Annotated in this window: 14 protein-coding genes and 1 riboswitch; of the genes, 7 read left to right on the top strand and 7 right to left on the bottom strand. The window is 46.5% G+C overall.

Going from position 1 to position 13,855, the window contains the following annotated elements:
- Positions 1 to 53: 53 nt before the first annotated feature.
- Positions 54 to 1,046, bottom strand: coding sequence for a zinc-binding dehydrogenase (locus B2U10_RS13470; RefSeq protein ID WP_035411886.1), 993 nt, complete (start codon positions 1,044 to 1,046; stop codon positions 54 to 56).
- Between the two features lie 109 nt (positions 1,047 to 1,155).
- Between B2U10_RS13470 and pepT the strand changes: the two genes are divergently transcribed.
- A complete protein-coding gene (gene pepT / locus B2U10_RS13465) occupies positions 1,156 to 2,391 on the top strand; it encodes a peptidase T (RefSeq protein ID WP_290753643.1) in 1,236 nt (411 codons plus the stop codon).
- 88 nt (positions 2,392 to 2,479) lie between these two features.
- On the opposite strand, the gene B2U10_RS13460 is transcribed toward pepT, so the two are convergent.
- Positions 2,480 to 3,349, bottom strand: coding sequence for a prohibitin family protein (locus tag B2U10_RS13460; RefSeq protein ID WP_058713675.1), 870 nt, complete (start codon positions 3,347 to 3,349; stop codon positions 2,480 to 2,482).
- A gap of 299 nt (positions 3,350 to 3,648) precedes the next feature.
- Between B2U10_RS13460 and B2U10_RS13455 the strand changes: the two genes are divergently transcribed.
- Both B2U10_RS13455 and B2U10_RS13450 read left to right on the top strand, forming a co-directional pair.
- The gene (locus B2U10_RS13455; RefSeq protein ID WP_035411871.1) at positions 3,649 to 5,271 is read left to right on the top strand and encodes an ABC-F family ATP-binding cassette domain-containing protein; all 1,623 of its coding nucleotides are present in this window, start codon (positions 3,649 to 3,651) and stop codon (positions 5,269 to 5,271) included.
- 65 nt (positions 5,272 to 5,336) lie between these two features.
- Positions 5,337 to 5,717: an NUDIX domain-containing protein gene (locus tag B2U10_RS13450; RefSeq protein ID WP_052019147.1), complete on the top strand. Its 381-nt coding sequence runs from the start codon at positions 5,337 to 5,339 to the stop codon at positions 5,715 to 5,717.
- A 226-nt stretch (positions 5,718 to 5,943) separates the two neighbouring features.
- Here the strand turns inward: B2U10_RS13450 and B2U10_RS13445 are convergent, their stop codons facing one another.
- The 5 genes from B2U10_RS13445 to B2U10_RS13425 all read right to left on the bottom strand — a co-directional run bounded on the left by B2U10_RS13445 (position 5,944) and on the right by B2U10_RS13425 (position 10,393).
- On the bottom strand, positions 5,944 to 6,411 hold the full coding sequence (locus B2U10_RS13445; RefSeq protein ID WP_056064751.1) for a hypothetical protein: 468 nt from the start codon (positions 6,409 to 6,411) through the stop codon (positions 5,944 to 5,946).
- 75 nt (positions 6,412 to 6,486) lie between these two features.
- On the bottom strand, positions 6,487 to 7,434 hold the full coding sequence (locus tag B2U10_RS13440) for an ATP-grasp domain-containing protein (protein ID WP_035411865.1): 948 nt from the start codon (positions 7,432 to 7,434) through the stop codon (positions 6,487 to 6,489).
- Positions 7,431 to 8,489, bottom strand: coding sequence for an LLM class flavin-dependent oxidoreductase (locus tag B2U10_RS13435; RefSeq protein ID WP_290788250.1), 1,059 nt, complete (start codon positions 8,487 to 8,489; stop codon positions 7,431 to 7,433). Before B2U10_RS13435 ends, B2U10_RS13440 begins: the two co-directional genes overlap by 4 nt.
- A 74-nt stretch (positions 8,490 to 8,563) precedes the next feature.
- A riboswitch (SAM riboswitch) is annotated at positions 8,564 to 8,666 on the bottom strand.
- A gap of 109 nt (positions 8,667 to 8,775) precedes the next feature.
- Positions 8,776 to 9,414: a DUF975 family protein gene (locus B2U10_RS13430; protein ID WP_035411859.1), complete on the bottom strand. Its 639-nt coding sequence runs from the start codon at positions 9,412 to 9,414 to the stop codon at positions 8,776 to 8,778.
- A 193-nt stretch (positions 9,415 to 9,607) separates the two neighbouring features.
- The gene (locus B2U10_RS13425) at positions 9,608 to 10,393 is read right to left on the bottom strand and encodes a DUF817 domain-containing protein (protein ID WP_290753660.1); all 786 of its coding nucleotides are present in this window, start codon (positions 10,391 to 10,393) and stop codon (positions 9,608 to 9,610) included.
- 153 nt (positions 10,394 to 10,546) lie between these two features.
- Here B2U10_RS13425 and B2U10_RS13420 point away from each other — a divergent pair, with 153 nt between their 5' ends.
- From B2U10_RS13420 to B2U10_RS13405, 4 genes are all read left to right on the top strand, one after another.
- On the top strand, positions 10,547 to 11,212 hold the full coding sequence (locus B2U10_RS13420; RefSeq protein WP_035411857.1) for a YczE/YyaS/YitT family protein: 666 nt from the start codon (positions 10,547 to 10,549) through the stop codon (positions 11,210 to 11,212).
- Between the two features lie 154 nt (positions 11,213 to 11,366).
- Entirely contained in the window at positions 11,367 to 11,822 is a 456-nt protein-coding gene (locus tag B2U10_RS13415; protein ID WP_035411854.1) for a MarR family winged helix-turn-helix transcriptional regulator, read from the top strand.
- 1 nt (position 11,823) lies between these two features.
- Positions 11,824 to 12,459: a nitroreductase family protein gene (locus tag B2U10_RS13410; RefSeq protein ID WP_290788247.1), complete on the top strand. Its 636-nt coding sequence runs from the start codon at positions 11,824 to 11,826 to the stop codon at positions 12,457 to 12,459.
- Between the two features lie 76 nt (positions 12,460 to 12,535).
- On the top strand, positions 12,536 to 13,852 hold the full coding sequence (locus B2U10_RS13405) for an NAD(FAD)-utilizing dehydrogenase (protein ID WP_290788244.1): 1,317 nt from the start codon (positions 12,536 to 12,538) through the stop codon (positions 13,850 to 13,852).
- The last annotated feature ends 3 nt before the right edge of the window (positions 13,853 to 13,855 follow it).

Below are 13,855 nucleotides of genomic sequence, written 5' to 3'. Positions count from 1 at the left end.
TAACGGATTTTTTATATTTTAACAGGAAATGTAAAATGAATGGAGAATCATTTTTAATGGGTTGGATATACACTCACTTTACCAAAGTGTGATGTTTGATCAAATCGTTGATAGAGATCGTTTAACGCATCGCGTTCATAGGGAATCTGCTCTTCAATCCGTATTTCAATCACTCCTTCTTCCACTAAACGAATGAGTTCTGCTAAGTGATGTTGCTGTTGCTTCATCTCCTCTACTTTTCCTTTTAGCAACGGGAGCGCGACGAACACAGCTTCGAGTGACAAGGCTTTACTATGCATCATCGTTAAATCTTGTGTCGTCCGTGTCGCGATCGAAATGATGCGTCCCCGCTCTTTTGCGAGTATGAACGATTCTTGTAAATGGTCACCACCCACTGTATCAATGATGACGTCGAATCCATCCAGATCGAGTCGTTTGAGCAATGTTTCAGCTGATTCTTCCTTGTACCGGTGAATGCGAATCCCTTTTGCTTCTAGCCAAGCTGCCTTCTCGTCAGAAGAGGCGCTCGCTGTAACGTCACATCCATAATGACGAGCCAGTTGAACGGTAAGATGTCCTACTCCACCCGTTCCGCCTGCTACATATACGCGGATTCCTGGGGTAATCGCGATTCGCTCTTTTAAAATTTCCATTGCTGTCAATCCAATCACCGGTAAACAACCAGCAACCTCAGCCGATACCCCTTCCGGTCGTAAGACTGCCATTTGTTCAGGCACAAGCATTTCTTCCGCTAACGCACCGGCGCGTTTTCCAAGTCCACCGCCGAATGCGACGATGCGATCGCCGACAGAAAAAGACGTCACACCCTCCCCGATTTCAATCACTTTCCCCGTTACATCACCCTGGAGAATTCCAGTCGTTGAAGCCGCCGCCACATGTCCGAAAAACATCTTCGTATCAAGTGGATTGATGCTTGACCCCTCGATTTGAACCCGTAATTCGTACTTCCCCGCTTTTTCGGGTGTGACGTCTTTTTCTGTAAGTGATGCATTTTTTCCGTACTGATCGACTACGAATGCTCTCATGAAGAATTCCCCCTTTTTCAATATTATTCTATCATGATTCAGAATTCTCTCACATTAGTCGTTCATGCTATGATGAAGATATCTTATGACGAGAAGGGACGTTTTTGATTTGAAACAAGAATTGATTGATCGTCTAACTACATACGTGAAAGTCGATACACAGTCGAACTATGAGAGTATGACTGTTCCAACGACAGAAGGGCAATGGACACTAGCTCGTTTGCTCGTAGAAGAATTAAAGACAATTGGCATGGAAGAAGTCACCGTTGATGATAATGGTTATGTCATGGCGACATTACCTGCCAATACAGACGCAGACATTCCAACAATCGGTTTTCTCGCTCATCTCGATACAGCGACAGACTTCACAGGTACGAATGTCCGTCCACAACTCGTGGAAGCATATGACGGAAATCCCATCACATTAAGTGAAGTGCCATCCGTCATTCTATCGCCAACTGATTTTCCTGCACTGCACAACTACGTCGGTCACACCTTGATGACGACAGATGGGACGACATTACTCGGAGCCGATAATAAAGCCGGAATCGCAGAAATCATGACAGCCATGCATCATTTGATTTCACATCCGGAAATTAAGCATGGTCGCATTCGTGTTGCCTTCACACCTGACGAAGAGATTGGTCGTGGACCACATCACTTTAATGTCGAAGCGTTCGATGCCACGTATGCTTATACGGTCGACGGCGGTCCGCTTGGTGAGCTTGAATACGAGAGCTTTAATGCGGCGGCGGCTAAAATCGTCTTCCACGGAACAAATGTCCATCCGGGAACAGCAAAAGATAAGATGGTAAATTCGCAGAAACATGCGATGGCGTTCCACGATCGTCTTCCCGGAGAAGAGTCTCCTGAATTCACGGATGGTTTTGAAGGATTCTTCCATCTGATTTCATTTGACGGTTCGGTCGAAAAAACGACGCTCGACTACATCATTCGTGATTTTGATCGTGAAGCCTTCGAGGGACGGAAACACTTCTTGTCTGCCCTTGTCGATGAGTGGAACAAAAAGTATGGTGCTGGTAGTGTGGAAATCGACTTACACGATCAGTACTACAACATGCGTGAAAAAATCGAGCCCCACATGCACATCGTTGATATTGCTCATGCAGCGATGGAGTCGCTTGATATTACGCCAATCGTTAAACCGATTCGTGGTGGAACAGATGGATCACAACTCTCATACATGGGACTTCCGACACCGAACATTTTTACCGGCGGTGAGAACTATCATGGCAAGTTCGAGTTCGTCTCTGTGGATAACATGGTGAAAGCAACACAAGTCATCATTGCCATCGCTCAAGGTTTTGAACAAGCTTCGCACTAATCAAAAAGCAGATTCTCAGCGCTGAGAATCTGCTTTTTTCACGTCTACCATTGTGGTCTTTAAGCGGTTTATCTTAGACATATTTCAATTAGTTTTTTTCTTGTGTCGTACCGTCAGGAATCGGTAGTTGAACCATACTCCCTGATCCACTGACGAGTGGAGATTTCCCGTCCCACTTCTTGACAGCTTCGTATTGAATCATTTCTTTCGTCAACGTCTTCTGTAATTCTTTTTGTGCTTTTGCCAACCCTTGAGCTTCGATCAAACGCGCATCGGCTGCTCCTTTTGCTTCTACGCGAAGACGTTCTGCCTCTGCTTTAGCGATTTCAAGATCCGTTTTCTTTTTATCGAGTTCCTGCGACGCTTTGACACGCGCATCGATTGCTTCCTGTGTCTTTTCATCTGGTTTTGGTGCACCGAGTGCGACATCCTCGATGATGAAACCGATGTCCTTGACGTCTTCTGCAAACTGCGTCTGAATGCTCGTCGAGACGTTTCCTGATTTTTCACCGAACAGTTCAAGGACGGTAACTTTCGAGATTTGCTCACGCGACGCATCATAGAGTCGTTGTTTCAAGTAACCTTTGGCAATCTCATCGATTTCGATCGGTCCGAACTTGTTGAAGACTTTTGTCACCTTATCCGGCGAAACGGAGAAGCTGTATGTAAAGTCGACGACGATGTTCTTTCCGTCTTTAGTCGCAAGCGTCATGTTATCAAGCGATTTCGTCTGTGTACGGATCGGATACTCCGTCACCCGTGTGATTGGTGAAACGACATGCCAGCCTTGCGATAACGTCTCATCTTTGACACCGCTTGACGGGGTATAAACGACACCAACTTGTCCGGGTTCGATTTGTTCGACGACGAACGGCGTTGTAGCCAGCAGGGCTAATACAAGTACACCAGCGATGATCATCGATGGACGAATTTTTTTCTTCGGTTTGATTTCTCTCATTCTGAATCTCCTTTATCAATCTTTTCTTGGATATAGCGATAGAGTTCCATGCCAAGCAAAACGATGAGGGCGAAAAACAATAACGTGAAAAAGATGGCCATCTAACCCCTCCTCTAGCGAATTCCTTACTTTCTTCTACGCATCCATCTGGAAAATGTTTCATTATTTTAAATATCCGGTTGCTTATTTTTAATTTCTGTCCTAATATGGAAAGAACTTTGCCTGCTCTACGACAGATCATGATTTGTGGTACACTCGAATGAGCACATCACTTACTAGAAACGAGGGTTCATCTCTATATGATTACAGTACAAAACGTCGGTCTTCGCTTTGCGGACCGAAAATTATTCGAAGACGTTAACATCAAGTTCACGCCAGGTAACTGTTACGGTCTGATCGGTGCGAACGGTGCCGGTAAATCAACGTTCTTGAAAATTCTCGCTGGTGACATTGAAGCACAACAAGGCGATGTCATCATCACACCAGGCGAACGCTTAGGCGTCCTTCGCCAGAACCATTACGAATACGAAGAATTCCAAGTCATCGAAACAGTCATGATGGGACACAAACGTCTCTATGAAGTCATGAAAGAAAAAGATGCGATTTATATGAAAGAAGATTTTTCAGATGAGGACGGCATGCGTGCTGCTGAACTCGAAGGTGAATTCGCTGAAATGAACGGTTGGGAAGCGGAGTCGGAAGCAGCGATGCTTCTACAAGGACTTGGCATCAAGGAAGACCTTCACTCGAAAACGATGGCTGAGCTGACAGGATCTGAAAAAGTTAAAGTCTTGCTTGCCCAAGCATTGTTCGGTAAACCTGACATTCTTTTACTCGATGAGCCGACAAACGGACTCGACCTGAAAGCTGTCAAATGGCTTGAAGAATTCTTGATCGGATTCGAAAACACGGTCATCGTCATTTCCCACGACCGTCACTTCTTGAACAACGTCTGTACGCACATGGCGGATCTTGATTACGGTAAGATCCAACTGTATATCGGAAACTATGATTTCTGGTATGAATCAAGTCAGCTTGCTTCGCGTATGGCAAGTGACCAAAACAAGAAAAAAGAAGAGAAGATTAAAGAACTTCAAGCCTTCATCGCACGTTTCAGCTCAAACGCTTCGAAAGCGAAACAAGCGACGTCACGGAAGAAATTGCTTGATAAAATCACACTCGACGACATTCGTCCATCATCACGTCGTTATCCGTTCGTTGGCTTTACGCCAGAACGCGAAATCGGAAATGATCTCTTGATGGTCGATGGTCTCTCGAAGACGATCGATGGCGTCAAAGTCCTTGATAATGTCCGCTTCTCGTTGAACAAGACGGATAAAGTCGCGTTCATCAGCCAGAGCGATATCGCGATCACGACACTATTCAAAATCCTTATGGGTGAGATGGAACCGGACAGCGGTACATTCAAATGGGGCGTCACGACTTCCCAATCATACTTGCCGAAAGACAACTCGGAATTCTTCGAAGGCTCGGATAAGACGATCCTCGATTGGCTCCGTCAGTATTCACCGGCAGATGAGAGCGATACGTTCCTCCGTGGATTCCTCGGTCGGATGCTCTTCTCAGGAGAAGAAGTCATGAAAAAAGCATCTGTCTTATCCGGGGGCGAAAAAGTCCGTTGTATGCTTTCAAAAGCGATGCTCAGTGGTGCTAACGTCCTTGTACTCGACGATCCAACGAACCACTTGGATCTCGAATCGATCACGGCACTCAACGATGGTTTGATCGCTTATAAAGGCGCAATGCTCTTCAGCTCGCATGACCACCAGTTCGTCGAAACGATCGCGAACCGCATCATCGAGTTGACACCAAACGGTATCGTCGATAAAGAAACGACATACGATGAGTATTTGAACAACGATACGATCCAACAGCAATTAACAGCGTTATACGCACAATGATTTTAAAAGAGACCGGAACTGTCGTTTCGGTCTCTTTTTTGAACACGTTGAAGGAGGAATGCGATATGCGACATCGCGTATGCGCTGCGTTGATTGAAGAGCAACAGATTCTAATGGTCGAGTTACATACCCCTTCCCGGACATTTTGGACGTTACCCGGCGGAGGTGTCGAGAACGGTGAAACTAAAGAGCATGCCGTCGTGCGAGAAGTGTTAGAAGAAACGCATCTTCACGTCACGGTCGAACGGAAACTTTACGAGATTTCAATGGATCAAGGAACAGAGACATGTTTTCTCGTTCGCCGTGTCTTAGATAGTCCTGAACCTCGACTCGGGATCGATCCTGAACTATCGCTTGATCAACAAGAATTACGAGCTGTTCGGTTTCGACCATTAAAGGAGCTTCAAGATGATTCACAGATTTCTCGTTTGCGTCGACTATCGTAACGATATAATTTTTGGATTAAATGAAAATTTAATAACCGTTTTTATACTTAAAAATAGTAGTCGGTAACTAAGCTTTTTGATAATCCAAAATCGCTCGATCCAGCGATAGAAAACGAGAACGTTATCAAGGTGTCGACTGCCTATCCGTTTTACCGAGTGGTCACAAATCGTATACGAATCGATAAGATATGAAAAAACGGATTCTCAGGTGCGGGAATCCGTTTTTTCATGCATTGTTCTTCTTTTGTTTTGCTGCCTCTTCTTCGACACGTTGCAACAAGCCCTGAACAATTTTCTCGTTTTCTCGTTCGCCACCGAGTGACAAGAGACTTTTCCCAACGAAGTTTGCCCCTTCATTTTTTCCTGTATAAATCAACAGACAACGAGCGTGTCCAAGTGGTTTGAGCGTAAACGTCATCTCAATCTTAAATATTTTAGCTAACGTGAATCCAATCGTATTTTGTTTAAAGTCCGGCTCATTCGTATAGGCTAAATCGGTCACGATGTAGGTTTCGAGTCGGTTGCCCTGCATGTACGTTTGACGATACGTCGAACCGACGACACCCGGTTTTCGTTCAATCACCTCATGCTGGACGACGTTCGGAATCAGACGTTGCAGCCGCGTGTGATCAAACAAGTGCCATGCTTCCTCAATCGGGATATCGAGCTGTCGTTCTTCTCTCCACGTAATCATAGATTCGCCCCCTTTCTATACAAATACCCTGTCATCCGGTCTTGTAACGTCCGGTGACAGGGCGGGAGCCGATTCTTATTTTACTGTGCTTGTTTCAAGAGCAGCTCCGAGGAACTTTGCCAGTTCAAGCATGCCGTAGCGTCCTGCAGCAGCTTCGGCATCGGAATTATAGTTCGTATTCGTATTGACATCATACGTATAGATCGTACCTGACGCATCCTTAATGAACTCGATACCTGCGACCGCAATCTGGTTCGCTTGGAGGAACGCTTCGTACTTTTCAATGATTGGATCATCGAAGCCTTCAACGATTTGGAACTTCATCGGTGTTTGCGGCGCTTCTTCACCAACTGGGCAAAACAAGTCGTCAATCACACACGCATCAGCTGGGCAAAGTTCGAATCCTTCCGACGTATCGACTCGGACCGCATAGACAAATTTTCCACCTACGAACTCACACCGCGTGATGTACGGTTCTGGTGCTTGGATGTACTCTTGAATCAACGTGATGCCATCGACTGGTTCGTCGAATGTCGAACCATCGAGATAAGCTTCAAGTGCTTCAATCGAATGGAATAACTGGACGCCGAGACCTTTCCCGGCACGGTTATGTTTCGTGATGAATGACGAAACACCGATTTCTTTTGCTGCTTGTACGATTTGATCACGTCCGACAGCAGCCGTTGTCTTTGGTACACGAATCCCAGCCTTACGTAACGCTGTGTATTGATTAACTTTGCTGACTTCAAGACGGAGCGCACGCGTTCCGTTAAAGACAGTGCGGTCATGCTCTTCTAACCAAGCGAGGACCCCTTCCGTCAACTCTGGCGCATAACGATGCCCCCGCGTATGCGAAGACGCACTCATACGACTGTAAAAGACACCTTCTGGCGGCAGTTCATCTAACGGTACGATTCCTTCATTTAAGTGCCACTGCTCGTACGGCAACTTGAGTTCTTCGAGACGTTTGATGAGATGATCCGTCCATTCTTGGTTTTCGTGGAGAATATGAATTTTTGTCATGATTGTTGACCTACCTTTCGTTTCGCTTCGACCAGTGGCATTACGTCACGGGCAAAGCGTTCCATTTCTTCAAGTTGTGGTGAGAATTGTAACAAGAGCAACGTGACACCAGCGGCTTCGAACGCTAGAATCCGTTCGGCAATCTGTTCTGGTGTTCCGATCAAGTTCGGTCGCAGACCACGGTTCGAGACGGAATAATCATTTCGTTCGACCTGTTGTTCGAGTTGCGATTTACTGATGAAATCTTGATAACCGGCATAACCGGCGCTGTCTTCCTTGACGTCCGTGATGCGTTGCCACTCAAGAAGCGCTTCTTCTTCCGTATCCCGACAAATGATGTAGGCAGCAAGACCGAAGCTCTCAAGCGGTGCGTGTCCCGTCGCTTCCCGGCGTACTTTCATATCATTGATTTTATGAGCTACTTCTTCAACAGTGCCTCCATGCATGACGTAGGCATCACAATGTTCGACGATCGTCCGTTTTCCGGCTTCACTCTCTCCACCAGCGTAGAGCTTAATCCCCGGACGCTGGACGGGTTTCGGATGGAGTTCTGCCTGTTCGATCGTGTAGTGATTGCCGGAGAAGCTGTACGGTGACGCATCTGCCCATAGTCCTTTCATGACCGTGACGAACTCTTCCGTTCGGGCATAGCGTTCATCGTGTGCAGTAAAAATACCGTTGTATTGTTTTGCTTCTTCTGCCCACCAGGCCGAGACGACATTGAGCGTAAATCGTCCTCCACTCAACTGATCGATGTTTGCCGCCATCTTCGCCGTCGTCGCCGGATTATGGAACCCGGGACGAACCGCTGTCATGATTTCAAGGCGTTCTGTTGTTGCAGCAATCGCCGCTGCCGTTGTCCATGCCTCAAGACTCGGTTCCTTGATGCCTTTGATATCGTTCAAGTTCAATTCCGCAATCAACGTCGTCGAGAAGCCGATCCGTTCAGCTGTTTGTGCGACTTGTTTCGCATAATCGAATGTCGCTGGCATCTGTTCATCCTCGACGTTACGTAGCCATCCCCCAAAAATCGGTAACCAAAAACCATACTCCACTCCATCGTCCCCCTTATCATAAAAAAACGCTCTTTTCGAAGTTCGAAAAGAGCGACGGTATCTTGTCCTGTCCGCTCTTATCTTCAGAAGGTATTCCTTCCTGGAAGTAGCACCTTCCGCCATAGCGGGGTTGCTGAAGTGTCTTCGGGCCAGTCCCTCGACTTCTCTAGATAAGATGTGTTGCATTCATCGTACAGAATTCATTGAACTAAAGCAACCATTAAACCGTCTTTTCCTATCGGATTTATTCCAAAGAAAAATCCCGACGTAGTGTCGGGATTCGGAATTAGTATGGTGCGACGAAATCTGATGTCTGCTCTGGCGCCTGCTCCCCACGAATACGATCGTAGAATTTGGCAAGCGTGACACTGAAGTATGGTCCGACCCATAGGACAGCAAGACCAAGCGTAACGATAACAAGCAACGCCCAACCGATAAACGATAAGAAGAGCAAGAATGCTTCCATCTTGTGTCCATCCATGAGTTGCCGTGAGCGTGTAATTGCCTCGAGAATACCGATTGACGGCTCATCCCGAAGGATGTAGTACGTCAACAAGTAAGAGAATGACTTGATGATACCAGGGATGATTAAGAGTAACGTCCAGAGCGCGATAAAGATGAACTGAACAATGGCCAGCCCCACCACTTTCAGGAACATACCATATGGCTCAAACAAATCCGTCACTTTCGTTTCTTCGCCACGAGCAATCGACATGGCAATCCATGTCCAACCGACTCCTACTGGAATCAATAAAATCGACACCAATGATACAACGAGATCTATACTACTAGACGGCTCATCGATATCCGATCCAAATAAATTAGGAACACCCTGAATAATACTAAACAGCAGAAAAGCTAGGACTGCAAATCCCCAACGACCGCTGAGCGACTCCTTCGCTGCTTTCTTTAATTGAGATGACATGAGTAAGGTCCTCCTTGAAAAATAAGTTCTCACCTTACTCTACGGCTTAAAACTTCTAATGTTTCACTCTTTTTTCAATAATTTCCCGTCTCGTCACTGGTTGAGCCAAACACGCTCAAGTTGTCGTCCACATGTTAGAACGAACGTTGAACATCGAAGCGCTTCATCGCAAACGAAATGTCATGTTTTTCGTCTATGTACGCTGATATATCTCCACAGCCGGATCCTGTTGCTTGTATTTCGCGACGATGACGATCAGGACCGTGATGATCACAAGCAGGAACCAAGAAGACAACTTTCCGAGATCAACGACTTCCCATCCTCTTTCCTGATGTGGATAGACCCACCCTTTAAAGAACGTCACGATATTCTCAGCGATCCAAATAAAGAACGCGATCAGTAAAAAAGACAGGACGAGCGGCATGCGGTAGATTGTCTGCTCGATCGTAAAATGAACCCATGACTTATAGAAGACAAGGACGACGAGGACCATCAATAGCCAGCGTGCATCGAAGATCCAGTGGTGGGTGAAGAAGTTGAGATAGACGAGACTGCCTACGCTGATCGCAAGCCAAGGTGGTGGAAATGCTGTGAAGCGTAAATGAAATCTTCGGAACGCTTGACAGACATAACTTGCGACACTTGCATACATGAATCCTGCATACAAAGGAACACCAGCCACTTTCGTTAGAGCCTGTTCCGGATAACTCCAAGACCCAACGTTCACTTTGAACAGTTCAAGTGCTAGACCAATCACGTGAAAGAGTAAGATCAGTTTGAACTCTTCCAGCGTTTCATAACGCGTGACAAGTAAGACGATTTGGACGAGAAGACACCATAGCAACAGGAGATCGTATCGAGCGATCGGTTCAGCAGGAAGATAACGTGAAAGAGCAAGCGCTGCGAAAATCATGACGGGAAAGACGCAACAGATGGCTTCTATGTATGTAAAACGAATCAGGTGCCGGATCGCTTTCATCCTGTCATCTCCTTTTTTCTTCAGTATACGTTTCTCTTTCGACCTTCCCCTCCTTCTTAAGATGGAAAAAACGGAAAATTTCGTCTTTCTTCTTCTACTTTCCTCATGATACAGTTAACGAATCAATTATTTTTAAGAAATGAGGTGTTAGACATGACGCGTCATCGTGCTTCCTGGTTATTACGCGCTACGTTAAAGTGGGGACTCTTCCTACTCGGTTTATTTTTACTCGCTCTCGGCTCATCGATGATGATCACTGCTGAACTCGGTGTCTCGACGTGGGATGTATTGCATCTCGGTCTCCAAAAGAAAACACCACTGTCCGTCGGAACGATTATTTTGCTCGTTGGTCTATTACTCGTGTTCGTTAAGTACACATTAGACCGCGTCACACCACAAATTGGAACACTCGTCAACGCGATTTTCGTCGGTGTCTTCATGAATCTTGTCCTTAATTCTCATCTCTTACCCTCTTTTGAGTCGATTTGGTTGAATACGATCTGGTTGATTTTCGGCATCTTCATCATCGGCATGGGGGCAGGTCTTTATGTTGCTGTCGGATATGGAGCCGGTCCACGCGATGGGTTGACGCTGACACTTGCAGAGCGATTTGGAACGTCGATTCGTCTGATGCGGACGATCATGGAGGTCACGGCATGCGGCATTGGCTGGTTGCTCGGTGGTCCTGTTTTCTTCGGTACAATCCTCTCGATTTTCTTAATCGGACCATTCCTACAATTTTGGTTATTCTATTTCCGTCGGATCATTGCAGCGATCGATGCAAAAGGAATTCCAGCGTCTAAACGCCAAATTAGCTAAGTCGCCTGACTCGATATCATTCCGCGTGAATGATATCTCTTTTTATGTTAAAAGCAAATAAGTTGCGTCATCAAATTAAACACGTTATATTCGTTTACATATCAATCTTTGATACGTCAAAGGTTTCTTCGAACGAAGGGAAGGATGTGATGGATTGAGTATCTCCTGCACTGAAAAAGGACGGTTGATCTATGCACTCGTTTCTGTCAATAAGACGATTGCTCAAAAATTCGATCTCTGTACGGATGGTTTTAGTCAGACTCGAATGGATCTACTCGCTCAACTACAAGTCGATCAAACGATTAGCCAAAAAGAGTTACAAAAACGCGTCAATGTGGATCATGCGGCAGTGACCCGTCATCTCAAGCACCTGGAATCGACCGGGATGATTGCTCGCGAGCGTTCAGCTGCTGACAATCGGGTGATTCTTGTTTCTTTAACGGAACAAGGGGCGACGCGCATCGCTCAATTACGCGAACAAAAAGATGAGTTTCTCGAGGATCTACTCGAAGGATTCTCTGCTGAAGAACAACGGACGTTAGCTGAGATGATTCAGCGCATCGAAGCAAACGCTGACGCATTACCTAAACTAAAAGAGGAGTCGATTTAATATGGCAACGCAAACTCAAACAGACTTCATGGAAATCGTTAAAGGACGTCGCTCGATTCGTAACTACGACACGAACGTAAAAATTTCAAAAGAAGAAATGACACAAATCCTTGAAGAAGCAACACTTGCACCTTCTTCCGTCAACATGCAACCATGGCGTTTCCTCGTCATCGATAGCGAAGAAGGAAAAGCAACACTTGCACCACTCGCGAAATTCAACCAAGTCCAAGTCGAGACATCTTCTGCTGTCATCGCTGTCTTCGGTGACATGAACGCAGTCGATCAACTCGAAAACATCTACGACACAGCTGTTGCGAAAGGGCTCATGCCACAAGAAGTACGCGATCGCCAAGTACCTGCGATCCAAGGCATGTACAGTAGTATCTCAGCAAACGATTTGAAAGATAGCATCTTGATCGACTCAGGTCTCGTTTCGATGCAATTGATGCTCGTCGCTCGTGCGCACGGATATGATACGAACCCAATCGGTGGTTACGAGAAAGATCAAATCGCAGAAGCATTCGGTCTTGAAAAAGAGCGTTATGTACCAGTCATGTTGCTATCGATTGGTAAAGCGGTTGACGCAGGATACCCATCGGTTCGTCTACCAATCGCTGACATCGCAGAATGGAAATAAGCGATCTCACTCAGTCCGGATTCCTTTTATAGGAATCCGGCTTTTTTGTATACTCAGAGAAAAGGAGGCGTCTGTAATGTATGATGTGACGATTATCGGAGCCGGTGTAGCGGGAATCTTCCTTGCTCATCAGCTCGTTGAAGATGGGCAATGCGTCTTACTGCTCGATGCCGGAAAACCAATCCGCAAGCGAACAGTAGAAGATGCGTATCTTGGATTTGCAGGGCTTGGAAAATCAGAAGGAAAATTCAATTATGCGATGGGATTCGGCGGAGAGCTCGTCTCAAAAATCGGTGAAGAGACGACACGACGACTGTTCCAAGAAGTCGATAATCTTTTATGTACATACGGTGCCGATATGATCGAGACCTACTCGACGCATTCACCTGCTGTCGCAATTCGCGCCCGTCGTGCTGGTCTCCATACGGTCGAGACGACCGTCCGTCATTTAGGCACAGCACGAACAGTTGGCGTCTTCACGGCGTTTGAGGATGCTTTATTGCCACGACTCGATGCTCGTTTCGAAACGACGATCGAACAGATCACGAAGTCGGAGGCGTTTACGATTAAAACAGCGGACGAAACCTTCGTAAGTCGACGGATCGTGTTCGCGACAGGTCGTTCCGGTGCAGACTTTACGTTGCAACAGTTAGCGACGCTTGGTGTCATCCCACAGCGGACCCGACTTGATCTCGGAGTGCGGGTCGAGACGGATGAGGCACTATTTCGAACATTACTACAGGAAACGTTCGAGACAAAGCTCGGTTACGACTCACCTTATGGTAAAGCCGTCACCTATTGCATGAATCCATGCGGACGGATCATCCGCAAATATCAAGAAGGACTCGTCATGCCGGACGGTCAAAACGTCCATGAGACGGCAGATGGATCAATGAATTTGAACTTTACACTGTTTCTCCCGCGTTATTTTTCGACGTTAGCACAAGCCAATGCATACGCCACACGCGTTATCGGAGGAATCAATCAAGGACAGGATCGCATCGTTGTCCAGCGCCTCAGTGACTTTCGAAAATCGCGAGCGACAACAACGGATCAATTGCTTCATAACGGAATCATCCCTTCGCTAGCTGCTTCCCCTGGAGATTTACACGCGGAAGTACCTGTGGAAGACCTCCTCGTCTTAGAAGGTTTTTTAAAACGCCTCGAGCGACTCCTTGAGACGGAACTTCCAGCAGATACGTTACTTTATGGACTAGATGGTAAGTTTTACGCACCGATGCTTGAGACGTCAGAAACATTTGAGACGACATGCTCCGGTGTCTATGCGATCGGTGATTGCTCTGGTGCAACGCACTCTCTTGCCCAAGCAGCCGCTAGCGGACTTCATCTCGGACATGCTTTGACGCAAACAAGCCGGTCCCTCTTCGCCTAGGCG

It is taken from the genome of Exiguobacterium sp. UBA7533, from assembly GCF_002479335.1.
Lineage (GTDB): Bacteria > Bacillota > Bacilli > Exiguobacteriales > Exiguobacteriaceae > Exiguobacterium_A.
Note: the sequence above shows the minus strand (reverse complement) of the source record. Positions and strands in the feature narration are given on the sequence as shown.

Excerpts from the sequence above, each read along its gene's own strand:
- B2U10_RS13455 (WP_035411871.1), top strand. The coding sequence starts at position 3,649 with ATGATTACAGTACAAAACGTCGGTCTTCGCTTTGCGGACCGAAAATTA.
- B2U10_RS13410 (WP_290788247.1), top strand. The coding sequence starts at position 11,824 with ATGGCAACGCAAACTCAAACAGACTTCATGGAAATCGTTAAAGGACGT.
- B2U10_RS13460 (WP_058713675.1), bottom strand. The coding sequence starts at position 3,349 with ATGAGAGAAATCAAACCGAAGAAAAAAATTCGTCCATCGATGATCATC.
- B2U10_RS13440 (WP_035411865.1), bottom strand. The coding sequence starts at position 7,434 with ATGACAAAAATTCATATTCTCCACGAAAACCAAGAATGGACGGATCAT.
- B2U10_RS13450 (WP_052019147.1), top strand. The coding sequence starts at position 5,337 with ATGCGACATCGCGTATGCGCTGCGTTGATTGAAGAGCAACAGATTCTA.
- B2U10_RS13420 (WP_035411857.1), top strand. The coding sequence starts at position 10,547 with ATGACGCGTCATCGTGCTTCCTGGTTATTACGCGCTACGTTAAAGTGG.
- B2U10_RS13425 (WP_290753660.1), bottom strand. The coding sequence starts at position 10,393 with ATGAAAGCGATCCGGCACCTGATTCGTTTTACATACATAGAAGCCATC.
- B2U10_RS13405 (WP_290788244.1), top strand. The coding sequence starts at position 12,536 with ATGTATGATGTGACGATTATCGGAGCCGGTGTAGCGGGAATCTTCCTT.
- B2U10_RS13445 (WP_056064751.1), bottom strand. The coding sequence starts at position 6,411 with ATGATTACGTGGAGAGAAGAACGACAGCTCGATATCCCGATTGAGGAA.
- B2U10_RS13430 (WP_035411859.1), bottom strand. The coding sequence starts at position 9,414 with ATGTCATCTCAATTAAAGAAAGCAGCGAAGGAGTCGCTCAGCGGTCGT.
- B2U10_RS13470 (WP_035411886.1), bottom strand. The coding sequence starts at position 1,046 with ATGAGAGCATTCGTAGTCGATCAGTACGGAAAAAATGCATCACTTACA.